At 66.8% G+C, this 24575-nt stretch carries 19 protein-coding genes and 1 pseudogene; 12 read left to right on the forward strand and 8 right to left on the reverse strand.

Translation table 11 applies throughout. From position 1 onward, the window contains the following. Nucleotides 1–84: 84 nt before the first annotated feature. Nucleotides 85–648, reverse strand: a complete 564-nt coding sequence (locus tag ACZYX4_RS02690) for an NAD(P)H-dependent oxidoreductase (protein ID WP_463873476.1) — start codon at nucleotides 646–648, stop codon at nucleotides 85–87. A 124-nt stretch (nucleotides 649–772) separates the two neighbouring features. Here ACZYX4_RS02690 and ACZYX4_RS02695 point away from each other — a divergent pair, with 124 nt between their 5' ends. The 6 genes from ACZYX4_RS02695 (at nucleotide 773) to ACZYX4_RS02720 (ending at nucleotide 8937) form a co-directional block, all read left to right on the forward strand. Further along, nucleotides 773–1369 (forward strand): TetR/AcrR family transcriptional regulator, encoded by a 597-nt coding sequence (locus ACZYX4_RS02695; RefSeq protein WP_463873478.1) that lies wholly within the window; start codon nucleotides 773–775, stop codon nucleotides 1367–1369. 361 nt (nucleotides 1370–1730) lie between these two features. Continuing rightward, on the forward strand, nucleotides 1731–2717 hold the full coding sequence (locus tag ACZYX4_RS02700; RefSeq protein WP_463873480.1) for an ABC transporter permease: 987 nt from the start codon (nucleotides 1731–1733) through the stop codon (nucleotides 2715–2717). Nucleotides 2718–2719: 2 nt separating this feature from the next. After that, nucleotides 2720–3724, forward strand: a complete 1005-nt coding sequence (locus ACZYX4_RS02705; protein WP_463873481.1) for an ABC transporter permease — start codon at nucleotides 2720–2722, stop codon at nucleotides 3722–3724. Continuing rightward, the gene (locus tag ACZYX4_RS02710; protein WP_463873482.1) at nucleotides 3721–6003 is read left to right on the forward strand and encodes a dipeptide ABC transporter ATP-binding protein; all 2283 of its coding nucleotides are present in this window, start codon (nucleotides 3721–3723) and stop codon (nucleotides 6001–6003) included. Before ACZYX4_RS02705 ends, ACZYX4_RS02710 begins: the two co-directional genes overlap by 4 nt. 52 nt (nucleotides 6004–6055) lie before the next feature. Beyond that, nucleotides 6056–7768 carry an ABC transporter family substrate-binding protein gene (locus ACZYX4_RS02715; RefSeq protein ID WP_463873483.1) on the forward strand — a complete coding sequence of 571 codons (1713 nt, stop codon included), beginning with the start codon at nucleotides 6056–6058 and terminating at the stop codon, nucleotides 7766–7768. Nucleotides 7769–7881: 113 nt separating this feature from the next. Further along, nucleotides 7882–8937 (forward strand): Gfo/Idh/MocA family protein, encoded by a 1056-nt coding sequence (locus ACZYX4_RS02720; RefSeq protein WP_463873485.1) that lies wholly within the window; start codon nucleotides 7882–7884, stop codon nucleotides 8935–8937. A 95-nt stretch (nucleotides 8938–9032) separates the two neighbouring features. Here ACZYX4_RS02720 and ald read toward each other — a convergent pair whose 3' ends face one another. Next, entirely contained in the window at nucleotides 9033–10151 is a 1119-nt protein-coding gene (gene ald / locus ACZYX4_RS02725) for an alanine dehydrogenase (RefSeq protein ID WP_463873486.1), read from the reverse strand. Nucleotides 10152–10410: 259 nt separating this feature from the next. Between ald and ACZYX4_RS02730 the strand changes: the two genes are divergently transcribed. Further along, nucleotides 10411–11631 (forward strand): PucR family transcriptional regulator, encoded by a 1221-nt coding sequence (locus tag ACZYX4_RS02730; protein ID WP_463873488.1) that lies wholly within the window; start codon nucleotides 10411–10413, stop codon nucleotides 11629–11631. Nucleotides 11632–11642: 11 nt separating this feature from the next. Here ACZYX4_RS02730 and ACZYX4_RS02735 read toward each other — a convergent pair whose 3' ends face one another. The 3 genes from ACZYX4_RS02735 to ptsP all read right to left on the reverse strand — a co-directional run bounded on the left by ACZYX4_RS02735 (nucleotide 11643) and on the right by ptsP (nucleotide 14150). Next, nucleotides 11643–11912 carry a hypothetical protein gene (locus tag ACZYX4_RS02735; RefSeq protein ID WP_463873489.1) on the reverse strand — a complete coding sequence of 90 codons (270 nt, stop codon included), beginning with the start codon at nucleotides 11910–11912 and terminating at the stop codon, nucleotides 11643–11645. Between the two features lie 74 nt (nucleotides 11913–11986). Next, entirely contained in the window at nucleotides 11987–12409 is a 423-nt protein-coding gene (locus ACZYX4_RS02740; protein WP_463873491.1) for a helix-turn-helix domain-containing protein, read from the reverse strand. A 55-nt stretch (nucleotides 12410–12464) separates the two neighbouring features. Continuing rightward, entirely contained in the window at nucleotides 12465–14150 is a 1686-nt protein-coding gene (gene ptsP, locus ACZYX4_RS02745) for a phosphoenolpyruvate--protein phosphotransferase (protein ID WP_463873492.1), read from the reverse strand. A 140-nt stretch (nucleotides 14151–14290) separates the two neighbouring features. Here ptsP and ACZYX4_RS02750 point away from each other — a divergent pair, with 140 nt between their 5' ends. From ACZYX4_RS02750 to ACZYX4_RS02760, 3 genes are read left to right on the forward strand one after another with little or no spacing between them, the layout of a single operon-like run. After that, nucleotides 14291–15019: a TetR/AcrR family transcriptional regulator gene (locus ACZYX4_RS02750; RefSeq protein WP_463873493.1), complete on the forward strand. Its 729-nt coding sequence runs from the start codon at nucleotides 14291–14293 to the stop codon at nucleotides 15017–15019. 59 nt (nucleotides 15020–15078) lie between these two features. After that, a complete protein-coding gene (locus ACZYX4_RS02755; RefSeq protein ID WP_463873495.1) occupies nucleotides 15079–17076 on the forward strand; it encodes a PTS mannitol transporter subunit IICBA in 1998 nt (665 codons plus the stop codon). Then, on the forward strand, nucleotides 17076–18236 hold the full coding sequence (locus ACZYX4_RS02760) for a mannitol-1-phosphate 5-dehydrogenase (RefSeq protein ID WP_463873496.1): 1161 nt from the start codon (nucleotides 17076–17078) through the stop codon (nucleotides 18234–18236). Before ACZYX4_RS02755 ends, ACZYX4_RS02760 begins: the two co-directional genes overlap by 1 nt. Before the next feature lie 129 nt (nucleotides 18237–18365). Here the strand turns inward: ACZYX4_RS02760 and ACZYX4_RS02765 are convergent, their stop codons facing one another. Further along, nucleotides 18366–19817: a sugar porter family MFS transporter gene (locus ACZYX4_RS02765; RefSeq protein WP_463873498.1), complete on the reverse strand. Its 1452-nt coding sequence runs from the start codon at nucleotides 19815–19817 to the stop codon at nucleotides 18366–18368. 295 nt (nucleotides 19818–20112) lie between these two features. Here ACZYX4_RS02765 and ACZYX4_RS02770 point away from each other — a divergent pair, with 295 nt between their 5' ends. Beyond that, on the forward strand, nucleotides 20113–21045 hold the full coding sequence (locus tag ACZYX4_RS02770) for a hypothetical protein (protein ID WP_463873500.1): 933 nt from the start codon (nucleotides 20113–20115) through the stop codon (nucleotides 21043–21045). Nucleotides 21046–21099: 54 nt separating this feature from the next. Here ACZYX4_RS02770 and rraA read toward each other — a convergent pair whose 3' ends face one another. Both rraA and ACZYX4_RS02780 read right to left on the reverse strand, forming a co-directional pair. Further along, on the reverse strand, nucleotides 21100–21576 hold the full coding sequence (rraA, locus tag ACZYX4_RS02775; protein WP_463873584.1) for a ribonuclease E activity regulator RraA: 477 nt from the start codon (nucleotides 21574–21576) through the stop codon (nucleotides 21100–21102). A gap of 642 nt (nucleotides 21577–22218) precedes the next feature. After that, a pseudogene (locus ACZYX4_RS02780) lies at nucleotides 22219–22665 on the reverse strand (thermonuclease family protein); the annotation flags it as partial. A gap of 265 nt (nucleotides 22666–22930) precedes the next feature. Here ACZYX4_RS02780 and ACZYX4_RS02785 point away from each other — a divergent pair. Further along, nucleotides 22931–24247, forward strand: coding sequence for an MFS transporter (locus ACZYX4_RS02785; protein ID WP_463873502.1), 1317 nt, complete (start codon nucleotides 22931–22933; stop codon nucleotides 24245–24247). The last annotated feature ends 328 nt before the right edge of the window (nucleotides 24248–24575 follow it).

Consider the following 24575-nt stretch of genomic DNA (forward strand, 5'->3'; position numbering starts at 1 on the left):
TTTTCAAGGGGCCCAAAAGAGCCCGCACAAGGACACCCCCGGCCGCAGGAACGCGACCGGGGGTGTCCGGAGTGGAGCGGACAGCTAGGCTGCGGAGGCCGTGCGGGACTCTTCCAGTGCCTCAAAGACGGCCTTGATCTGCTCAACAACCTCGGCGTCGTCCTTCGGGTGGACCTCGGCGAAGCGGACCATGGAGCCAGGAACGGCCAGCTTGACGTTCCCGAGCACCCGGGCCCCGGCGATGCCGACGGCCTTGCGCGCCTCATCCTGGGCCCACACTCCACCGAACTGGCCGAATGCAGTACCGACGACGGCGGTCGGCTTGCCGCTCAGGGCGCCGGCGCCGAAGGGGCGGGACAGCCAGTCGATGGCGTTCTTGAGCGAGGCGGGAACTGTGCCGTTGTGCTCCGGAGTGACCAGGAGCAGGATGTCGGCGTCGTTTGCGGCGGCACGCAGGGCAGCTGCGGCGGCAGGAACCTGGCCCTCGACGTCGATGTCCTCGTTATAGAACGGGATGTTGCCGAGGCTGTCGTGGATAAGGACCTCCACCTGCTCCGGGGCGTTCAACTGGATGGCTTCAGCCAGTTTCTGGTTGGTGGAGCCGGTGCGCAGGCTGCCGACCAGGGTGAGAACGGTGTTCTTGGACATGTGAACTCCTGGGTGTCGCGCCGCGGGAGATGCTGCGGCTGGCTGGTGATGGAGGCCTTGCAGGCCTTCACAGATCGAAACGGACTGCGGTCCGTTTCTATTCCCCCGGGCTAGAATGTGCGTTGTGAGCCTGATCCCCATCCGCCCGCCCCTGGAGCCTGAACGCCGCGACGCGGCCCGCAACCGCGAACTGCTGCTCCGCGCTGCCCGCGAGCTCATCGAGGAATGCGGGGCGGACGGCCTGACCATGGGCACGCTGGCGCAGCGGGCCGGCGTGGGCAAAGGGACGGTGTTCCGCCGGTTCGGCAGCAGGGCGGGGCTGATGATGACGCTGCTCAGCGATGCGGAAGCCGAGTTCCAGGGGCGGTTCATGTTCGGCCCGCCGCCGCTGGGCCCCGGTGCTCCGCCACTGGAGAGGCTCATCGCCTTTGGCGGGGAGCGGATCACCTGGGTGCTGGAATTCGGCGAGCTGGCCCGGGCCGCGGATGCGTCCGCCCATAACCGGTTCGACGTGCCGGCAGCCGTGCTCTGGCACCGGCATCTGGAGATGCTGCTGGTGCAAGCGGGTGTGACGGCCGACCCCTGGTTGATGGCCACCTCGCTGAGCGCCACCCTGGAACCGGAACGGATCCTGCATGCCGTCCGCGTGCACCGGATTGCCCCGGAGCGCCTCGCCGCGTCCTGGCGCGAGCTCGTCTCGCGCGTCGTGCGCGGGGCCTAGTCCGATCCGGATCCCGGCCGGGCCGCAGCGAAGCAGTTCCCCGGAAGTCTTCATAACGATCTGATACCTGACACGCGGAACGCCTGGCCCGGGGGCACCTGGCGGCGGTGTGCATGTGATAGTTTCCTCTGGAATGTGACCCGCAACATAGTCCACAAGGGCTTGCCGAAAGGCGTGCGGGCGGCCAGATACCCGCTGGCCAGGATCCCGGATCGGCAGCGGTAACCCCCTGCCGGACGGGGATTACGGAAGGATCAAGTTGTGAATCTTGTCAGGAATCCTGCGCGCGGCGTGGCTGAAAGAACCGATCCGGCAGCGGCAGAGACCGCACAGACAACGACGATCCAGAACTAGTCGTCCCATGCTCCGATACCTCGCCAAACGTGCCATCACGTATGTCTTCATGATCTTCCTGACCACCACCGCCGGGTATTTCCTGGCCGTGAATACCCTGCAGCCCGCACTGCTGGAGCAGGAACGGATCCCGCGGCCCACCCCCGAGCAGGTGGCCAATTCCTTCCGGCTCAAGGGCCTGGATCCGGAGCTCAGCCCGTGGGAGCGCTACGTTGAGTGGCTGACGGCGATCGTCACCCGTTGGGACTGGGGACGCAGCCCCAACGGCGCGTTCATCAACGCCGAATTCGGCGACCGGGTCTGGATCTCGACCCGGCTGTTCCTGGCCTCCATCATCCTGACCCTGATCATCGGCGTCGCACTGGGCGTGTACACGGCGGCGCGGCAGTACAAGGCCTCGGACCGGGTCATCACCTCGTACAGCTACCTCGTCTACATCGTGCCGGCCCCGATCGCCTACTTCCTCGTGCAGCTCGGTGCCATCAACATCAACGAGTCGGTCGGCGAACGCATCTTCTTCGTCACCGGCATCTCCACGCCAGGGCTCGAGGGCGACGGCTGGGCCCAGTTCGTGGACATGCTGGCACACTACGCGGTGCCCACCTTCGCGATCACGATTGTGGGGTGGGGCACCTACCAGATCGCCCAGCGCCAGTACCTCCTGGACAACGTGAATGCCGACTTTGTCCGGACGGCGCGGGCCAAGGGACTGACCCGGAACCAGGCCATCAGCCGGCACGCGCTGCGGGTGTCCTTCATCCCCGTGGCGCAAAGCATCGCCTTCACGATCCCCGCCATATTTGCCGGCGGCTTCTTCGCCGAGAAGATCTTCGCCTGGCACGGCGTCGGCTCCTGGAGCATCGACGCGATCGCCCTGCAGGACGTCAACGCCGCGACGGCGACCCTCGCCTACGGCTCCGTGATCTTCGCGATCGGCGCGATCCTCGCGGACTTCGCCACCACCCTGGTCGACCCGAGAGTGCGGGTGCAGTAACCATGACAAACCTCAACACCATCGATCCGGCCGCCGCCGGCGAGGCAAAAATCGAGAACAACGACGTCGTCATCGCGAAGTCCTCGATCATCCTCCGCCGGTTCCTGCGCAACAAGACGGCCGTCGTCGGCCTGGTCATCTTCCTGGCACTGACCCTGTTCTCCTTCGTGGGCGGCTTCTTTACCAGCTGGGACAAGGAGACGATCGACCCGTTCAACATCGGCATGCCGCCGTCGGCCGAGCACCCTTTGGGCACGTCCCAGGCCGGGATCGACCTCTATGCCCTGACCGTGGAGGGCACCCGGATCTCGATCCTCATCGGCCTGGTCGTGGGGCTCGTTTCGGTCCTCATCGCGGCCGTGTACGGCTGCACCATGGCCTACTTCGGCGGGAAGGTGGACAAGGTCATGCTGTTCGTCCTCGAAGCCCTGATCATGATGCCGGCCCTGCTGGTCGTCGCGGTCGCCACGAGTGGCGGCGGCAACGGACTGCAGCAGTCCCTGCCCAGCTGGCTCCTGCTCATCATGGTGCTGCTGGTCTTCAGCTGGATGGGCACGGCCCGCCTCATCCGCTCGCTCTCGATGTCCCTCATGACGCGCGACTTCGTCAAGGCGGCCCAGTACATGGGGATTCCGCCGCGGCGCATCGTCTGGCGCCACCTTGTCCCGAACATCGGCTCGCTGCTGGTCCTGGACATCACCCGCGGTATCACCGGAGCGATCCTGGCCGAGGTTGCGTTCTCCTTCATCGGGATCGGCATCAAAGTCCCCGACGTCAGCCTGGGTGTGCTGATCGGGCAGGCCACCTCCCAGGTCTCCACCTTCCCGTGGATGTTCTGGGTACCGCTGACCATCATGTTCCTGCTGACCGGTTCGCTCGCCATGATGAACGACGGGCTGCGTGACGCGTTCGATCCCAGTTCGAGCTCCGTTGGCCGCGCCAGGAAGAGCGGCCCCCAGAAGAGTGAGTCCGGCATGACACAGACCGCACAGAAGAAGACCACATGAGCCACGAAATGACCGCCAGCACCGGGTCCGCCGGCCTCTCCGCCGTCGAGCGCCTCCACGTCGCCGGGCTGCACGCCGCAGGTGATGCCCCGGCGGATGCCGTGCTCTCCGTCAGGGACCTGTTCGTCCGCTTCAATACGGAGAACGGGGTGGTGCACGCCGTCCGCGGCATCGACTTTGACCTGCGCCCCGGCAAAACGCTGGGCATCGTGGGCGAATCGGGCTCCGGAAAGTCCGTCACCTCCATGGCCATCCTGGGCCTGCTGCCCCCGACGGCTGAGATCACTGGTTCGGTCCGGCTTCTGGGCAAGGAACTGCTGGGACTCAGCGACAAGGCCATGTGCCGGCACCGCGGCAACGACATCGCCATGGTCTTCCAGGATCCGCTGTCCTCCCTGACCCCGGTCTATACGGTAGGCAACCAGATCATCGAGGCGCTAACGGTCCACAACCCCGGCATGAGCAAGCAGGCCAAGGAAGCGCGCGCCGTCGAGCTTCTCGGCATGGTGGGCATCCCCAGCCCCAAAGACCGGATCAAGGCCTTCCCGCATGAGTTCTCCGGCGGCATGCGCCAGCGCGTTATGATCGCAATCGCGATCGCGAACAACCCGCGCGTGCTGATCGCCGATGAGCCCACGACGGCGCTCGACGTCACCATCCAGGCGCAGGTCCTCGAGGTGCTGCACACCGCGCAGGAGGAAACCGGCGCCGCCGTTGTGATGATCACCCACGATCTCGGGGTCGTCGCCGGCATGGCGGACGAGATCATGGTGATGTATGCCGGCAAGCCGGTGGAGACCGGCAGCGTCGATGACATCTACTACAACCCCCGGATGCCCTACACGATGGGCCTGCTTGGCGCGGTGCCGCGCGTTGACGTGGCCGAGAAGTCCTCGCTCGTACCGATCGAGGGCATCCCGCCGAACCTCATCCACCCGCCGACGGGTTGTTCGTTCGCGCCGCGCTGCCCGCTGGCCAGCGACTCCTGCCTTAAGGGCGAGCCGGAGCTGTGGCCCGTCGCCGGAGACAACCTGGACGGCGGCCTGCCGCACCAGGCCGCCTGCATCAAGACCGATTCCCTCGGCCTCGAAGTGGACGTCCGCGAGATCTTCCAGGCCCCGGCCGTTCCGGTGTCACGCTTTGACGCGATCCCGCGCGAGGAGCGCCGGACCGTGCTGGAGCTCAGGGACGTCAGGAAGCACTTCCCGCTGATGAAGGGCGCCCTGCTCAAACGCCGGATCGGCACCGTCAAGGCGGTTGACGGGCTGAGCTTCGACATCCGCGAGGGCGAGTGCTTCTCGATCGTCGGCGAGTCCGGCTGCGGCAAAACCACCACCCTGCTGGAAATTATGGAGTTCCATAAGGACCAGGACGGTGAGGTGGTCATCGGCGGCCTCAGCAACAAGGAAGCCTCCGACGCGAAGACTAAGAGCGCCATGCGCAAGGAACTCCAGATGGTGTTCCAGGACCCCACCGGCGCCCTCGATCCGCGTTTCACCGTCTTTGAAGTGCTGTCCGAGCCGCTCGAGAACGCGGGCATGGCCAAACCTGCGATCCGGAAGCGGATCATGGAGCTGATGGACCTCGTGGGCCTCCAGCCGGACCACGTCAACCGCTTCCCCAACCAGTTCTCCGGCGGCCAGCGCCAGCGCATCGGCATCGCCCGCGCCCTCGCCGTGAACCCCAAACTGGTGGTCCTGGACGAGCCGGTGTCCGCCCTGGACGTGTCCGTCCAGGCCGGCGTCATCAACCTGCTGGACCAGCTCCGCGCGGAGCTCGGGCTGAGCTACCTGATGGTGGCCCACGACCTGTCCGTGGTGCGGCACATCTCCAACCGGGTGGCCGTGATGTACCTGGGCAAAATCGTGGAGATCGGCGACGTCGACAGCGTCTTCGACAATCCGCGCCACCCCTATACCCGGGCCCTGCTCTCCGCGATTCCGGTCCCCGACCCGGTCCTGGAACGCACGCGCGCACGCATCATCCTGCAGGGCGATTTACCCTCGCCGCTCGAGGCGCCGGCGGGCTGCAACTTCGCCACGCGCTGCCCGGTCTTCGCGGCACTGCCGGCGGCAAAGCAGGAGAAGTGCCTGACCCAGGAGCCCGGACTGTTGACAGTCACGGACTCCCTGGCGGCCGCCGGCGCCGGAGCCCCCGGACATCCGGCCGCCACCGGCCGCCGGGCCGCCCCCGGGGCTTCCACAGACCAGCAATTTGCCTGTTTCTATCCGGACGGCGAACTGGTCGCGGACATGCTCGTTGTCCACGAAACCACCTGACCTGCCAGTCTCACGCATCACAACTCGCACCAAAAGAAATGAAGGGGAACACATGAAGAATCTGACCAAGATCGGCGGCGTTACCGCCGTCGTTGCAGCGCTTACGCTGACCGCCTGTGGCGGTGGCGGCGGCGCTGCAAAGGGTCCCGAGACCGCCAAGGGCCAGGACGCGGGAAGTGACCTGGCCAAGCTGGTCAGCATCAACGCGAAGGAAGCCAAGGACCTGCAGCCGGGCGGCACCGTCACCCTGCCGCTGGGCAACATCGGGCCGGACTTCAACGGGTTCTCCAACAACGGCAACAGCGCGGACAACACCGCCCTGCACCGTCCTATCGACCAGGCCGGCACCTGGGGCTGCTGGAACTTCGACTTCGATGGCGCCGCCACGCCGAACAAGGATTTCTGCGAAGACGTCAAGAGCGACGTCAAGGACGGCAAGCAGACCATCACCATCAAGGTGAACGAGAAGGCCACCTACAACGACGGCACGCCGATCGACGTCAAGGCCTTCGAAAACACCTGGAACATGCTCAAGGGTGAGAACAAGGACATCGACATCGTCAGCTCCGGCGCGTACGAATTCGTTGAATCCGTCAAGGCCGGTGCCAGCGACAAGGAAGTTGTTGTCACCACCACCCAGCCGGTTTACCCGCTGGATGCCCTGTTTACCGGCCTGGTGCACCCGGCCGTGAACACCCCGGCGATCTTCAACGAAGGCTTCACCGGCGACATGCACCCGGAATGGATGGCCGGGCCGTTCAAGCTGGACCAGTATGACAGCGCCGCCAAGACGGTCACCCTCGCCCAGAACGACAAGTGGTGGGGCACCAAACCGGTCCTGGAGAAGGTCATCTTCCGCCAGCTTGAGACCAGCGCCCAGATCGCCGCCTTCAAGAACGGTGAAATCGACGGTGTGTCCGCCAACACCATCACCCCGTACAAGCAGCTCGACGGCACCAAGGACTCCGAGATCCGCCGCGGCCAGCGTCTCTTCGCCGGCGGCCTGAACCTCAACGCGCAGAAGGCGCCGATGACCGACGCCGCCATCCGCAAGGCGGTCTTCACTGCCGTCGACCGCGAGGCCCTGCGCAAGGTCCGCTTCAACGGCCTGAACTGGGAAGAAACCAGCTCCGGATCGATGATGCTGCTGCCGTTCTCCAAGTACTACCAGGACAACTACCCGGTCAAGGAGACCGGCGCCGAGGCCGCCAAGAAGGTCCTCACGGACGCCGGCTACACGGCCAACGCCGCAGGCATCATGGAAAAGGACGGCGTCCCGGCCGCGTTCAAGATCAGCAACTTCGGTGACGATCCCACCACCCTGGCCTTCGCGCAGACCCTGCAGAACCAGCTCAAGGCCGGCGGCATGGATGTTGGCATCGACCAGCGCGCTTCTGCCGACTTCGGCAAGGTCCTGGGCAGCCGCGACTTCTTCATGTCCGTCTCCGGCTACACCGTGGGCCCTGACGCGACCGACTCCGTCAAGCAGTTCTACGATTCCAAGACGAATGAGAACGAACTGGGCGACGCCGAACTGGACGCTGAGATCAAGAACCTCTCCACCATCGCCGACAACGATGAGCGGAACAAGGCAGCCATGGAAGTTGAAAGGAAGCACATGGAGAAGTACTTCTCCATGGGTGTTGTGATGAACGGTCCGCAGATCTCCTTCGTGCGCACCGGATTGGCCAACTACGGCCCGTCCCTGTTCAAGAGCCTGTCCCAGGTTCCGGACTGGACCACCATCGGCTGGGAAAAGAAGTAGTCCCCAGCTAGGCAGCTCCGCAAGCAGTCAGGGCCGGCACCCCCATCGGCGGGGGTGCCGGCCTTCGCCGTTTAACCCGGGGACTCAGAATGCGCCCGGGGTAGCGTGGGACCATGACAACAGACTCCGCCCGGCCCATCCGCGCGGCCGTCGCCGGCTTCGGCCTCTCGGGCAGCGTCTTCCACGCCCCGCTGCTCGCCGCCGACCCCGCCTTTTCCGTCGAGGTGATTTCCACCTCCGACGCCGGCAGGCAGGCGACCGCCTCCGCCCGGTATCCCGGCATCCGTCTGGTGGATACCCCGGCGGACATCCTGGAGCTCGCCGGCGAACTGGACCTGCTGGTCCTGGGAACCCCGCCGGCTACCCACTACCCGCTCGCGAAAGCCGCGCTGGAAGCCGGGCTCGACGTCGTCGTCGACAAGCCGTTCACCGTGCGCAGCGCCGAAGGCGAGGAGCTGATCCGGCTCGCGGCGCAGCTGCGACGCGTGCTCACAGTCTTCCAAAACCGGCGCTGGGACGGCGACTACCTGACCCTCCGGGGCCTGGTGGACAGCGGCGTGCTCGGCACCCTGACGCGGTTCGAATCCCGCTTCGAACGCTGGTCCCCGGCGGTCGCCAAGGCCTGGAAGGCGGCAGCGACGGCGGAGGGCGGCGGCGGGGTGCTGCTCGACCTCGGCACCCACCTGCTGGACCAGGCCGTACAGCTGTTCGGCCCCGCCACCCTCACGCACGCGGAACTGGATGCCCGGCGGCCCGGCGGGCTGACCGACGACGACGTGTTCCTGGCCCTGCGGCACGAATCCGGCGTCACGAGCCATCTGTGGATGAATACGCTTTGCGCCCAGCAGGGACCGCGGTTCCGGCTGCTGGGCAGCGCGGGCGGCTTCACCAAGCATGGCGTTGACCCGCAGGAGCCGTTCATTGTGGCGGGCGGCAGCCCGCTGGACCCGGACTACGGCGTCGAAGACCGGAACTGGGCCGGGCTGCTGGGCCGGGACGGTCACCTCGACCGGCTGCCCACCGAGCGTGGCGCCTACCCGGAGTTCTACCGGATCCTGGCGGCGAAGATCCACGACGGCGGGGCGGCCTCGGCGCTGCCGGTCCCGGTGGATCCGGCGGGCCCGGTGGAGGTGCTGCGGCTGATTGAGCAGGCCCGGTCCTTGGCTTAAAACACCATCGGCTGCTCCAATACCGCCGTTTTGGGGGTCCCAAAGGGCGGTATCGGAGCAGCCGGTGCCGTGCTGGCTAAGCCGGGACCGGCTGGCTACGCGGAGACCAGCTCGTGCCAGTCGGCGACGAGGGGCAGGTTGTGTGCCTGGGAGACCGAGCGGTGCGCCACCTTGCCACCGGCGATGTTGAGGCCGGCGGCGAGGGCGGCATCACGTTCAAACGCGGCCTTGACGCCCAGGTTGGCCAGGGCGACGGCATAGCGCAGGGTGACGTTGGTCAGCGCGTAGGTGGAGGTGTTCGGAACGGCGCCCGGCATGTTGGCGACGCAGTAGAAGATCGTGTTGTGCACCTTGTACGTCGGTTCCTGGTGCGTGGTGGGGTGCGTGTCCTCGAAGCAGCCGCCCTGGTCCACGGCGATGTCCACCAGCACGGAGCCGGGCTTCATCCGGGCAACGAGCTCGTTGGTGACCAGCTTCGGGGCCTTGGCGCCCGGGATCAGCACGGAGCCGATCACCAGGTCGGCGTCCACCACAGTCTTCTCGATCTCGTACGCGTTGGACGCCACGGTCTTCAGGCGGCCCTGGTACTGGGCGTCCAGTTCGCGCAGGCGGTTGATGTTGATGTCCAGGATGGTGACGTCGGCGCCGAGTCCGATGGCCATGGCGGCGGCGTTGGTGCCGGCAACACCGGCGCCGAGGACAACGACCTTGGCGGGGCGGACGCCCGGTACGCCGCCGAGCAGCACACCCTTGCCGCCGGCCGGAGCCATCAGCGAGGTGGCGCCGACCTGGACGGAGAGACGGCCGGCAACCTCGGACATCGGGGCGAGCAGCGGCAGGGTGCGGCCCTCCTGGACGGTCTCGTAGGCGATGGCGGTGACGCCGGAGTTGATGAGCTCCTGTGTCAGCTCCGGCTCGGCAGCCAGGTGCAGGTAGGTGAAGAGGACCAGGCCCTTGCGGAAGCGGTGGTACTCGGACTTGACCGGCTCCTTGACCTTCATGACCATGTCCGCGCGGGACCAGACGTCATCGGCGTCGACGACGATCTCGGCGCCGGCGATGGCGTACTCCTCGTCCGTGATGCCCGAGCCCAGGCCCGCGCCGCGCTCCACCAGGACCGAGTGGCCGTGGGTGCGGAATTCGTGCACGCCCGCAGCTGTGATGGCGACGCGGAATTCATTGTTCTTGATCTCTTTGGGGACACCGATGATCATGTGGGGGCTCCAGTCCTTGGCGGCCCGGTGGGCCTGGGTGAATGCGGGAAAGTCGTACTTCCAGAATAGATCCGGCTGTGAGGCAAGCGACAGGCGCTGTCCCGCGGCAGTGGCCGCTTCTCGCGGAAATCCGCGCTTTACCAAATACCGGGCTGGACATTTGTCGACCCGGCAGGCGTCAGGTGTCGCCTGCTGTTCGTTGGGGTGGTGTTCGCCGCGGCGTTTCCAGCGGAGGCAGCATCGGCAGTAGTGTTGCAGCATGCACCAGCAGGACGTCGAACAGCTTGTGGAGCAGGTCGCACTGCAACTGGGCCGCGGGCTCTCACTCGAGGATCTCGACGGCCAGCTGCTCGCCTACAGCTCCAACCAGTCGCACGCCGACCGGGTCCGGGTGAATTTCCTGCTCAGCAAGCGAGTTCCGGTGGACGTCAGCGCCTGGCAGCTCTCGCACGGGATCGCCATGGCGGTCCGCCCGGTGGTCGTTCCTGCCAACGCGGAGCTTGGGATGCTGGGCCGCGTCTGCGTACCCCTGCTGGTGCGGGGCTTCCGGGTGGGTTACCTCTGGGTCCAGCTCGGCGCCGATGAGCCGAACGCGACAACGGTCCTCGCGCAACTGCCCGAGGTGGCCGGCGAGCTGGAGAAGCTCTCGGCCCTGCTGCTGGAGTCCAACACGGCCGAATCCGAGTTCCGCCGCCGCCGCGAACAGGAATTCCTGGCCGCCTGCCGGGGCGAGTCCAACGCCGTCGCGGCCGTGGCTGGCTGGAAGGAAGTCCAGGGGCGCGGACCCTGGCAGCTGGTGACCGTACTGGATGCAGACGGCTGGGCGGAAGGCTCGGACCCGATCGCTTCTACGCTGGTCCACCGCTCCGCCGCGCTGCAGGCCACTATCGGCGTGGACGCCACACTGTTCAGCGCCGGCACGGAGACCCACGCCGTCGTCCTGTTCAGGGAGTCGACCGGCCGCGCGAACCATGCCCAGGTGCTGGTCCATTACCAGCTGGAGCTGGCCAAGCGGACCGGCCGGCCGGTCCACCGGATCATCCTGGGAACCTCCGAGGGCTTCGCGCGGCCCCGGGAACTTGCCGATGCGTACCGACAGTCACGGCAGGCCGCACAGGCCGCTGCGGTGGATCCCCAGCTGGGAGAACTCGTGGACTGCCGCGCCACCGGGATCTACCAGCTGCTGGCCTCGGCCGGCGGCGGGGCGGGGGCATGGGCGGACGCTGGCTCGGTCTATTTCCGCCTTCTGGAGGACCACGACCGGAACCACGAGCTGCTGCCGGTACTGGAGCTGTTTTATGACAATGACGGATCAGTCCAGGAAGTGGCGGATAAGCTGCACCTGCACCGGAGCAGCATCTACAACCGGCTGGGCCGGATCCGCCAGCTGCTCGGCGTCGACCCGCTCAAAGGGATGGTGCGGCTGGAACTCCACGCGGCGCTGAAGGCCCGGCGCTGGGCGGCCCGCCCCAGGATCTAGGGCCGGCAGTCTCAGGAACCGCGGCCCTCGCGTTTGGGCTGCTCGGCCGCCAGCGTCGTCCCTTGCGCGGTTTCCCGCGCTCTTTCTCTCGCCGTCTCACGCGCTCGTTCTCTCCTGCGGAGCGAGATCCGGTTGTCCATCCACATGGAGACGGCCACAAACGCAACACAGCTGGACATAAAGGCTGCCGTATTGTTCAGCCCCATGGAGTTTCCGAGGATGCCCGTGAGCACCATGGCGGCAATGCCGGCCACGATGTGCCACCCTCTGAACTTACGCACAAGCCAAGCGTAACCCCGGCCTTCTCCGCGTTTCCGCGAAGGCCCGGGATCGTTGTTTGATCCTTATCATGCCGTCACGAAGCATCCGCGGCACCGTCATCCCCGTGGCCCGGAGCTACGTCCGCGGTACTGTTCTTCTTCTGTTTGTCCAGCCAGGCCATGACGTCGGCGAGCCGGATCCGCCGGTGTGTGCCCCGGTATTCCACCGGGATTTCGCCGCGGTCCGTCATGTTCCGCAGATAGGTGTGCGAGATCCCGGCCAGCTCGGCCGCCCGGGACGTGGTCAGCATTTCCTCGACGCTGCTGACCGTCACCGCTTCACCCCGGCTGAAGCGCGCCAGCAGGTCCACGACGGCGTCCCGTGCCTGGGGCGGCAGCCGGTGGACGGTGCCGTCGACGAACACCGTGATGTCGTCGCTGCCGTTGAGGGCGTACCGGAGTTTCTGCGCGTCCTCAGCCGGAAGGGGGGCCGTCACCCGGGGAGCAATCAGTGTCATGGAGTGCATCCTAGCGCCCCGGATCAGCCGCACACTGCCTCTGCCTGTCGCGGCGCTACAGCCCGAGCTCTTCGAGGACCGGCAGCTTCGCCCTGACCCAGGCGCGGGCCTCGGTGGCGCTCGGTGCGGAGAGGGCCAGTTTGGCCAGTTCCTGCGCCTCGGCCAGGGTGACGGTCTTCAGCACGGCCGCCACGGCGGCGAGGGATCGGGCTGTCATGGACAGGGTCGAGACGCCGAGCCCGGTGAGGACGACGGCGAGGGCCGGGTCCGCGGCGGCCTCGCCGCAGACACCGACCGGTTTGTGGTGGCCCTCCGCGGCGGAACCTTCCACGGTCAGTCCGACAAGCCGGAGCACGGCGGGCTGCCACGGCGTGTTCAGCGCCGCCAGCGGGCCGAGCTGGCGGTCGGCGGCCATGGCGTACTGGGTGAGGTCGTTGGTGCCCAGGCTTGCGAAGGCCACTTCCCGGAGGATGGCCTCGGCCGTGAGCGCCGCGGACGGAACCTCCACCATGACTCCGGGGGTCTTGATCCCGGCCTCGGTGCACAGCGTGGCGAAGCGGGCGGCCTCCTCCGCGGTGGAGATCATCGGCGCCATCACCCAGACGTCGGCCCCGGACTCCTGCTCGGCCCGGGCGATGGCCTGCAGCTGGCGTTCCAGCACACCCGGCGTGGTGAAATCGGTGCGGTACCCGCGGACGCCGAGTGCGGGGTTGGGCTCCGTGGCGTCGGTGAGGAAGGGCAGCGGCTTGTCCGCGCCGGCGTCGAGCGTCCGGAGCACCACCTTCTTGCCCGGGAACGCATCGAAGACGCCCTTGTACGCGGCGGCCTGTTCGTCCACAGTGGGCTCGGTGTCCCGCTCCAGGAAACAGAACTCGGTCCGGAACAGCCCCACCCCCTGCGCGTTCAGCTTCGCGGCGGCCACGGCGTCCTTGCCCCCGCCGACGTTGGCGAGCAGCGGTACCAGGTGGCCGTCAGCCGTCGCGCCGGTGCCGTCGAAGTCCGCCAGCAGCGAGGCGGTGGCAGCCCAGTGGTCGGCGGCGGCGCGCTGCGAGTCATCCGGGTCCACGCTGATGAGGCCTGCGGCGCCGTCCACATAAACCTCCGTGCCGTCCGGAAGCTGGTCGACGCCGGCTGCGGCCACGACGGCGGGAAGGCCCAGCGAGCGGGCAATGATCGCGGTGTGGGACTGCGGTCCGCCGCCGGCGGTGAGCAGCGCCAGGATCTTCTCCGGATCCAGGGTGGCGGTGTCCGCCGGGGCGAGATCCTCGGCGATCAGGATGAACGGGGTGAGGGAGGACGGGATGCCCGGGGCCGGGACGCCGCGCAGTTCGGCCACGATCCGGGCCCGGACGTCCAGGACGTCGGTGGCCCGCTCCGCCATGTAGCCGCCCAGGTTGTGCAGCATCTCCGAGACGGAGGCACCGGCTTCCCAGATGGCACGCTGGCCGGAGGTGCCGCGGCCGATCAGCTTGGCAGCGGATTTCAGGAGCATCGTGTCCGTCGCCATCAGGGCCGTGGCTTCCAGGACCGCCTTGCCGTCGCCGCTGACCGTCCCGGCCCGGACCTTCAGCTCATCGTGGACAGCCTTCGCCGCCGTCTTCAGTGCCGCAGTCGCTTCATCGGCCGTGACGCCTGCCGGCAATTGCTCCCCGGCGGGCGGTTCGCTGACGGGTTTGGGCATCTGGCGGATGGTTCCGATGATGCGGCCGGGGCTGACGCCTACTCCTGGGAAGTTCTGCACTGAAGGTCCTCATTCTCTGCCGTGGGCCGGTAAGCCGGTGAGTCAGGCGCCGCCGGAGCCGGCCGTCCGATCCCGGTACCTGGAAAAAGTGTATGTGATGCACTTCATATAGCGTTGCTATAGGTGCTAGGGTAGCGGTTATGAGTTTCGATGGCCAGCCTCCGCCCAAGACACGGCTGCTGCGTGCGGCGGCTGAACTGCTCGCCAACTCCGCCGGGGGCACGGTTTCCACCCGCCAGATCACCCAGCGGGCCGGGGTCACCGCGCCGACCCTCTATCACCACTTCGGTGACAAGGAAGGGCTGTTCGACGCGGTCGTCGCGGCAGGTTTTGAGGAGTATGTGGCGGGCGAACGCGACTTCGCACCGTCAGGACAGCCGCTGGAGGATATCCGGCGGCTCTGGGACAACCACGTGCAGTTTGGGCTCAAGCAGCCGGAACTGTACCTGGTCATGTTCGGCAACATCCGCCCCGAGAGCCGCCCGGCCGTCGTCGCCGACGCCGAGGGCCTGATGGAGGAAATGCTGAACAAGGCCGCCGTCGCCGGGCAACTTAACGTCCCTCCGCGGGAAGCAGCCAGGAGCATCCTGGCCGCCAACGTCGGCGTGACACTCATGCTGATCACGGAAAAGGCGCCAGAGCGCAACCTTGAGCTGTCCACCATGACCCGCGACGCCATGATCTTTGCGGTGTCCTCGGAACAGGCCAAGAACAGCGGTCCCCAAGCGTCCGGGAAATCGTCAGTGGTGGTGGCGGCGATAGCCCTGAACGCTGCACTGCAGGCATCGCATTCGGACCAGCTCTCCAGTTCGGAACTCAAGCTCTTCCTCGAATGGCTCCACCGGATCTCCACAAGCTCCACCAGCTAATTTTCGCGAAATTATTGGACCATCCTGCCGTGCAGCAGGAATGGCGGTTAGGAAATCACATGGCAACAGAGACAGTTGCGAAACCCCGAACCAGCGTGCGGGTGGGCGTCCAGAAATTCGGGACGTTCCTGTCCGGAATGATCATGCCCAACATCGGCGCGTTCATCGCCTGGGGCATCATCACGGCCCTCTTCATCCCGGCGGGCTTCCTGCCCAACGAGGAGCTCGCCAAGCTTGTTGGGCCGATGATCACCTACCTGCTCCCGCTCCTGATCGGCTACACCGGCGGCCGCATGGTCTACGGCGTGCGCGGCGGCGTCGTGGGAGCGGTGGCCACCACGGGCGTCATCGTTGGTACGGACATTCCCATGTTCATCGGTGCCATGATGCTGGGCCCCCTCACGGCCTGGCTCATGAAGAGGCTGGACAAACTCTGGGAAGGCCGGGTCAAACCGGGCTTCGAAATGCTGATCGACAACTTCTCGGCCGGCATCCTCGCCGCCGGAATGGCGGTCGTTGGCCTGTTCGTGGTCGGCCCGGTGGTGAAGGCTTTCAGCGACGGGGCCAGCGCCGTCGTCGAGTTCCTCGTCATCAACGGCCTGCTGCCCTTCACGAGCATCTTCATCGAGCCCGCGAAGGTCCTGTTCCTGAATAACGCCATCAACCACGGCATCCTCACGCCCCTGGGGACACAACAGGTGCTGGAGGAGGGCAAGTCCATCCTGTTCCTGCTCGAAGCCAACCCCGGTCCGGGCTTCGGAATCCTGCTCGCCTACTCGATCTTCGGCACGGGACTGGCCAAGGCGTCGGCGCCGGGTGCAGCCCTGATCCAGTTCGTCGGCGGAATCCATGAGATCTATTTCCCGTACGTGCTCATGAAGCCCATCATGATCCTCGCCGCAATCGGCGGCGGCATGACCGGCATCTTCACCCTGGTTGTCACCGGTGCCGGGCTCCGGTCACCGGCAGCCCCGGGCAGCATCATCGCCGTCTACGCGGCGACCGCCCGCGACAGCTACGTCGGCGTGACCCTGTCCGTACTGTTCGCCACCACCGTATCCTTCCTGATCGCCTCGGTGATCCTCAAGGCCAGCAAGACGCCGGTGGGCGCCACCGAGGAAGAGGCCCTCGGGGCCGCCACCGTCCGGATGGAGGAAATGAAGGGCAAGAAGAGTTCTGTGTCCTCCCTGCTCACGGGTTCCGGTGCCGCCGCCGGTGCTGCCGCCGGCGGCATCGCAGTCCTCGCCGGCCCGGTCAAAAACATCGTCTTCGCGTGCGACGCCGGTATGGGTTCCAGCGCGATGGGCGCATCGGTGCTGCGGAACAAGTTCAAGGCTGCCGGCTTCCCGGGTGTCTTGGTCACCAACTCCGCGATCGCGAACCTGAGCGACACCTACGACGTCGTCATCACGCACCAGGACCTGACGGAGCGGGCCAAACCGGCCACCGCCAGCGCCGTGCACGTATCGGTGGACAACTTCATGAACAGCCCGCGCTATGACGAGATCGTGGAGCTGGTCAGGTCAAGCAATACGGACATTGGAACCCACGCTCCGGCCGCCGCGCCGGCGGCTGCCCCGGCCGCCACCCCGGCAACGCCCGAAGCTCCCGAGGAAACCGGCCCCGCCGGCATCCTTGTGGCGGAAAGCGTCGTGCTGAACGGCACGGCCACCACCCGCGACGCCGCCATCGACGAGGCCGGCCGGCTCCTGCTGGACCGCGGCGCCGTCGACGCCGGCTACCTGGACGCCATGCACGAACGCGAGGAATCCGTGTCCACCTACATGGGCAGCTTCCTCGCCATCCCGCACGGCACCAATGCCGCCAAGGACCACATTCTGAAGTCCGCGGTCTCCGTGATCCGCTACCCGGACGGCATCGACTGGAACGGCAAGGACGTGAAGTTCGTGGTCGGCGTCGCCGGCATCAACAACGAGCACCTGCACATCCTGTCCTCCATCGCCAAGGTCTTCACCAACAAGGCCCAGGTGGCACAGCTTGAGGCGGCCACCACGGTCGAGGAAGTCCTCGCCCTCTTCGGAAAGGTTAATTCATAGTGAAAGCTGTTCATTTCGGAGCCGGAAACATCGGGCGCGGATTCGTGGGGCTCCTGCTGCACGACGCGGGGTATGAGGTGGTGTTCGCGGATGTCGCCGGGGACCTGATCGCCCAGCTGGCCGCCGCGGACAGCTACCGGGTCCACGAGGTGGGGGAGCACCCCACCGTCCGCACCGTGGAGAACTTCCGCGCGCTGAACTCCGGCAGCCAGGAAGCGGAGGTCGTTGCGGAGATTGCGACGGCAGACATCGTCACCACCGCGGTGGGGCCGCATATCCTCAAGTTCGTGGCACCGGTGATCGCCAGGGGGATCGCTGCCAGGGCGGCCGGGCTCGCTCCGCTGCAGGTGATGGCGTGTGAGAACGCCATCAATGCCACGGACATCCTGAAGTCCGAAGTATCGGGGCAGTGGGACCCTGCCGCGGGTTCCCTGGACGCTGCCGCCGCGTTTGCGAACACGGCGGTGGACCGGATCGTGCCCAACCAGGAAGCCGGGCAGGGCCTGGACGTCACGGTGGAGACCTTTTACGAATGGGTCATCGACCGGACACCGTTCGGTGATGCGGTGCCGGTCATTCCGGGGGCCACCTTCGTGGATGACCTGGAGCCGTACATCGAGCGGAAACTGTTCACCGTGAACACCGGGCATGCCGCCGCAGCGTACTTCGGTTTTGAGGCCGGTCTCGGGAAGATTTCCGAGGCCATGGCCGACCAGGACGTCGCCGCCGATGTGCGCGCCGTCCTGGACGAAACCAAAGAGCTGCTGGTGGCCAAGCACGGCTTCAACCGTGACGAGCAGGAAGCCTATGTCCGGAAGATCCTGGGCCGCTTCTCCAACCCGTACCTGCCGGACACCGTTATCCGGGTGGGCCGGGCGCCATTGCGCAAGCTCAGCCGGCACGAACGCTTCATCGGTCCGGCAGCGGAGCTCGCAGAACGCGGGATCGTGCCGGAGGCCCTGCTCGGAGCGATCGCCGCAGCCCTGCGTTTCAACGACCCGGCCGACGCCGGGGCCGTGGAGCTCGGGCAGATCCTGGCCTCCTCCAGCGCCGACGAGGCCGCCGCGAAGATCACGGGCCTAGCCCCGGACCACCCGCTGTTCGCGGCGGTCTCCGCCCTGGTGGACGAGGCCAAGACTGCTGTTCAGTCCGTTTCCTGAATCGCCGAAGCACAGCGCGCCCCTACCCGCCCAGGTGACAGATAATGCCCATGTTTCCCCGAAACATGGGCATTATCTGTCACCTCGAGAGGCGGAAGCGTGCGCCGCGGTGCTCCCCGGCTCCCCGGCTCAGGCGTTGATGGAATCCTTCGCGGAGCCCTTCGGGACGAAGAGGGTCTCTGCGTGTTCCAGGGACATTCCGTTGGTCTCGGGGACCTTGAACTTCACGAAGAAGAACGACGCCGCCGCGAACATCGCGTACATGGCGTAGGTCAGGGGCAGGGAGGCCGCCGCCATGACCGGGAAGCTCAGGGTGATCGCGAAGTTGGCGATCCACTGGGCGGCCGCGGCGAGGCCCAGGGCGCGGGCACGGATCCGGGACGGGAAAATCTCGCCCAGCAGCACCCAGACGAGCGGGCCCCAGGAGGCGCCGAAGCTGATCACGAAGACGTTGGCGGCCACCAGGGCGGCCGGGCCCCAGGCGCCGGGCAGTGAAATCGCGTCGCCGGTGCCGGTGGCCGACCCGAAGGCGAGGGCCATGGTGCCCAGCGAGACGGCCATGCCGATGGAACCCGCAAGCATGATGGGCCGGCGGCCGATCCGGTCCACGAGGGCGATCGCCACGAGCGTCACGAGGATGTTCGTGATGGCGGTGGCCACGGAGATCGTCAGGGAGTCCTTCTCCTGGAAACCGACGGCCTTCCACAGGGTGGTGGAGTAGTAGAAGATCACGTTGATGCCGACGAACTGCTGCAGCACCGACAGGATGATGCCGATCCACACCACCGGCTGCAGGCCGAACGCCTTGCCGCGCAGGGAGCCCTTCTGGCCCGCCACCTTGTCTTCCTCGATGGCCTTTTTGATGTCGCGCAGGTGGCGGTCCGTGTCCTCGTTCGGGGCAATGGACTGGAAGATCTTCAGGGCTTCCTCGTCCTTGCCCTGGAAGACCAGGAACCGCGGCGACTCGGGCAGGGTGAAGGCGATCCAGCCGTAAACGACGGCGGGTACGGCGCCGGCGAGGAACATCCAGCGCCAGGCCTCGATACCGAACCAGAGAACTTCGCCGGCGCCGCCGGCGAAGTTGGCGAACAGGGCGTCCGAGAGCAGGGCCGCGAAAATACCCGTGGTGATGGCGAGCTGCTGGAGCGATGCCAGGCGGCCGCGGACATGGCGCGGGGAGATCTCGGAGATGTAGGCCGGGGCGATCACGGAGGCCAGGCCGATGCCCAGGCCACCGACGAGACGCCAGAAGATGAGGTCCCACACGCTGAAGGCGAAGCCGGTCCCGATGGCACTGACCAGGAACAGCAGCGCGCCGATCTTCATCGCCGGGATGCGGCCGTAGCGGTCGGCGACCCTGCCGGCCAGATAGGCACCCGCGGCGCAGCCAAGGAGGGCCACTGCGACGGCGAACCCGGTCACGGCCTCGCTCAGCGCGAACTCGTCCTTGATGGCGTCGACGGCGCCGTTGACCACTGAGGAGTCGAAGCCGAAGAGGAAGCCGCCCACGGCGCCCGCCACGGCCAGCCAAATGACCCGTTGGGGGATCCTGGCTACGGTCTGGTCCTGGGTGGTTGTCATCCGGCTCCCTCGGCATTTCGCATTCGACGGCCTGCGGCCACAGCTACCAAGTTTTACACCGGAGCCAGAGCGGTGCATGTCGCAGGGCCAAAAGTGAGACGAAACATACAGTTTGCAGGCACCGCGGGCGGAAGGCGTCGTCGTGCGCCGAGGTGAGATTTCGCGCCCATGTCCGGTCCAACCATGGGCGCGAACTCTCACCTCGGCAGAAGGGGTCCAGGAACTGTGGAGGACAGGTGGAGGCAAGCTGGGGATAACTTGAGCGACCGGCGCGGAATCCCATCATGATGAGGGAATGCGCCGACTTGAGCTCCCGACATTGCTGGCGGACGGTTCGTTCTCCGTCCTGGCTGCCGATGCGGCCGGGATCCCCCGGAAGCGCACCCGGGCCCGGGACCTGATCACCGTGTCCCGCGGTATCCGCGTCCCGGCCGGCAGCAGCGCACAGGGCGCGGCGGCTCTGAGGGCATACTGCCAACTCGACGACTACACCGCGCTCTGCCACCTCACCGCGGCGCGGATATGGCGCGTAGGCCTCCCGCTGTGGGCAGACGGGGACTGGCGGATCCACCTTGCCCGGCCGCGGGGCGGCAGCATCCCGAAACGGGCGAACGTGGCGGGACACCGCCTCGCGCTGCGGCCAGGGGATGTAGTGATGCTCGACGGCGTCCGGGTGACCTCGCCCGAACGCACCTTCCTGGACCTGGCTGCGACTCTGCCGCTGGACGATCTCGTGGCTGCCGGGGATTCCCTGGTCTCCGAACACGGTCCGGAGTTCCCCTCGCCCCGGGCAGCCCTGTCGAGCATCGAGTCGCTGCACCGGATGCTGCTCCAACACCCCGGAGCCCGGAACATCCGGAGGGCGCGGGAAGCCCTCGGGTTAGTGCGCGTCGGTGCGGATTCCCCGCCGGAGACACATCTGCGCTTGGCCGTAGTCCGCGGCGGCCTGCCGGAACCGGAGCTCAACATCGTGGTCTGGGGCCCGGCGGGAGTCCCGGAGTTGTGGCCGGATGCGGCCTATCCGGCGTTCGGGGTCTCGCTGCAGTATGACGGGGTCCACCATGGTGAGCCCGGTCAGCACCAGCGCGACATTCGCCGTGCACGGACCACGGACCTGCTGGGCTGGGCCGAGGTGAGGGTCTCGACGGACGACCTGACGGGGGAGCGCCCCGCTGTCGTCGGCAGGGTCCGGCGCGCCCTTCTGTCCCGGGGATGGACACCGAAGTGAGACTTCGCGCCCATGATTCGAAACATCATGGGCGCGAAGTCTCACGTCGGCGTGTTACCGCTCGATGAGGATCCCGTCCGGGTCGCACCAGATCATCGCGCCGGGCCGGAAGAGTACGCCGTCGATCTCCAGTTCGACGTCACTCTCGCCGGCGCCTGCCTTGGCGCTCTTCCGCGGGTTGCTGCCCAGCGCCTTCACGCCGAGCGGCAGTCCGGCGATGGCCGTCCGGTCGCGGATGGCGCCGTTAATGACGACGCCGGCCCAGCCGTTCGCGACGGCGCTTGCCGCGATCAGGTCCCCCATCAGGGCCGTGCGCACCGAGCCGGCGCCGTCCACTACCAGGACGGCGCCGTCCCCGGGGGTGGCGAGGGTGGACTTGACCAGGGCATTGTCCTCGAAGCAGCGGATGGTCCGGACCGGGCCGCTGAAGTGCGTGTTGCCGCCGAGCGACTGGAACTGCAGTGCCACGGAGTCGAGTTCCTCCCCCCGCTCGTCGTAGAGATCGGCGGTATTAACGGCGGATGCGGCCATCGGGTCTCCTCTTGCTGGTGCGAACGGTGTCACCGAAACTCGATGATTCATCAGAATCCACGAGTCTCCGGTCCCTAAGCTACCTCTTCTTACACGGTGTCCAGGTCTTGCCTCCGGGGGCATAGCAACGAGGACCGTTGTATCCCGGGTACGGGTTGGGCGCGGGGCCGGGGCTGCCGGAGGCACGTAGGCCGGAGGGACATAGGCTGGCGGAACATACGGTGGCGGAACGGGCGGGAGGTTTCGAAGCCGTTCAGCTTCAGCCGCAGCCGCCGCTGCGGCAGAAGCTTCCGCCACTTGTCGGGCAGACTCGGCGGCGGCGGCCTCCGCAAGGTTTTCCTTCTGCGCGCCAATGGCAGTTTTGTGCGCGTCCCCTGCGTCGGCAGCGGTATCCATCCTGTTCACCATCGCGGTCAGCTGGGCTGCCGTGTAAGCGGCCCAGTGGACATGGCTCTTGGCGTTCGCGGCGGCCTTGAGGGCGGCAACCGCGGCCAGTGCGGCGACCAGCCCTGCACGGCTCTCATCAAGGTCAACGGCAGCCTCAGCAAGCGGTGCGGCCACGATCGGTTCAACAGTCTTGGCTGCTTGTTCGATCTGCTGGGCGGGCAGGCAGGGAATTTCAACCGAGTTGAGGCCGGCACCTCTCGTGCGGGCATCCTCGAACGCCGCGACGACCGGCGGATAGAACTTCCTGTTGGGTTCGAACAAGACAGGAACTCCGAAGCCCGTCCGCGCGACCTCGGCGTGGACCAGTTTTCCACTTGAGTCGAAGACGCCTGCCAAGGTTCGGCCGTATTTGCCCAGCGGTTCCTTGTCCAGCGTGACCTTGGAGCCGACCGGCAGGAGCTGTTCAAGAACTTTCGTGGCCTCCGGACCCATGCACTCGACGGGCGCCTTGGGATCCTTGGTCTCTGGTGTGTCCACGTTGAGCTGCCGGACCGTCTTCTGTTCGCCCTGAGGGGAGGCCTCGAACGTATCTCCGTCAACGACACGGACTGCGACTGCCTGCCCGCCTGCGGAGTTCGAGGCCGGCCCGGCAGCATTCTTTTCATCGCTGGCCGATCCCGCGTTGCAGCCGGTGAGCGCCATGGCGGCTGCAATTGCCAGTCCCGCGGCCCTGGTGCGGGCAGCGCTGCCCGACGCTTTTAGCAGCAAAATGCATTCCCCCAGGAATGAGTGATGTGGGCTTTTCTCCGGAGTGGAGTTGCGCGGATAACATTGACAATACTTTGCCGGGCCACTTGTCGAGCCGGAATTCAACTTTTCCCTCGGCGGCTTATCGTGATCCCCACGATAGTCTGGCTCCACACTCAACTTCAGCGTGCGTCGGCCGTTTCCGGGGGAACCAAATTACATGAGCCTGTCCGATCTAGCCGGACCAGCGCCGGACCCAGCCCGCGGCAGCCTCGCCGCGGGAAGCCCGGCGGCGGTGGCGCTCGCAGAGCCCGAACGGGCAGTCCGCCCCATCTGGGTCACCGGCGTCGTCCTCGTCAACGTGGGCATCAACGCGGCATTCTTCGCCCCGCTCCAGGTGCTCCTCGGCCAGCAGGCCGCAGCGTTCAGCGAAGGCGACAAGGAGGCCATCCTCGCCCTCGTGACCGGCGCCGGTGCGGCGGTCTCCCTCGTGGCCAATCCCTTGTTCGGTGCGTTCAGCGACCGCACCACCTCACGCCTGGGCCGCCGCGTGCCCTGGGTCCTTTTCGGGGCGGTCCTCGGCGCCGCTGCCCTGATCGCGCTCGCCGGGGCGCCGAGCGTTGCCATCATGGCGCTGCTCTGGTGCCTCGTGCAGGCCGGCTGCAACGGGGCCTATGCCGCCGTTACCGCGGCCATCCCGGACCGCGTGCCCGTGGTCCAGCGCGGCACCGTGGGCGGCCTGGCCGCCATGGGCCAGACGGTCGGTATCCTCATCGGCGCGGTGATCGCCGCAGCGGTAACCGGGAACTTCGCCGTCGGTTACCTGGTCTGCGCCGTGGCGCTGCTCGCCGGCGTCGTGCTGTATTTCTTCAAGAACGACGACGCCCCGCTCCCCCCGGGGGCACGCCCGCCATTCAGCCTGGCCGGCTTCGCCAAGGGCTTCTGGATTTCCCCGGTGCTCTACCCGGACTTCGCCTGGGCCTGGCTGACCCGGCTCCTGGTGAACATCGGCAACCACATGGTCACCCTCTACCTGCTCTTCTTCCTCACGGACGCCGTCCGTCTTCAGGAGACGCAGGGCATCGCGCCGGAGTTCGGCGTACTGGTCCTGACCGGCCTCTACGCGGTGATGGTGATGGTGACCAGTGTGGTCGGCGGGCGGCTGAGCGACCGGATGGGGAAGCGGAAGCCGCTCGTGATCATCTCCTCGGTCATCATCGCGGCGGCCTCGCTGATCCTGGCGTTCGCACCGAACTGGACCGGGGCACTGCTGGGCGCCTCGGTGCTGGGAATCGGCTTCGGCTGCTACCTGGCGGTGGATTTCGCCCTCATTACCCAGGTGCTTCCGACGTCACTGAGCCGCGGAAAGGACCTGGGAGTCCTCAACGTCGCCAACTCCCTGCCCCAGGTGCTGGCTCCGCTCATCGCATTTCCCTTCGTGACGCTGTGGGGAGGCTACGTCTCGCTGTATCTGGCGGCTGCCGTGATCGGGCTGCTGGGGGCCGTGTTCGTGGTCAAAATCAAGGGCGTCGACTAGGACCGGACCCGCGACGACGCCGCCGGGTTCGCCCGCAGGGGCCTGGACTCCGTGGTCCGCTCCGGAGCCGCTGCCACAGCCGATGGTCCACCGGACTGGTCCGGTCTGTCCGCTGCCGTCGGCTGGCCCTCTCCGAGTCCGGGGAAGACTCAAAGGCGCGTTTTCTGCCGACATGCACGGGCCCGTCGGCGTAACTGGTCTAGACCACTCCGATAATTTAGTGGGCGGCAGTGGCACCATTTTGCGATCCAGGCCCCCTTTAGGGCTGGATAAACGTTTAACCAGCCACGGGCGCGTGTCGCAGGACACATCACGGCCGGCCGTTTTG

Source organism: Pseudarthrobacter leeuwenhoeki, from assembly GCF_055412885.1.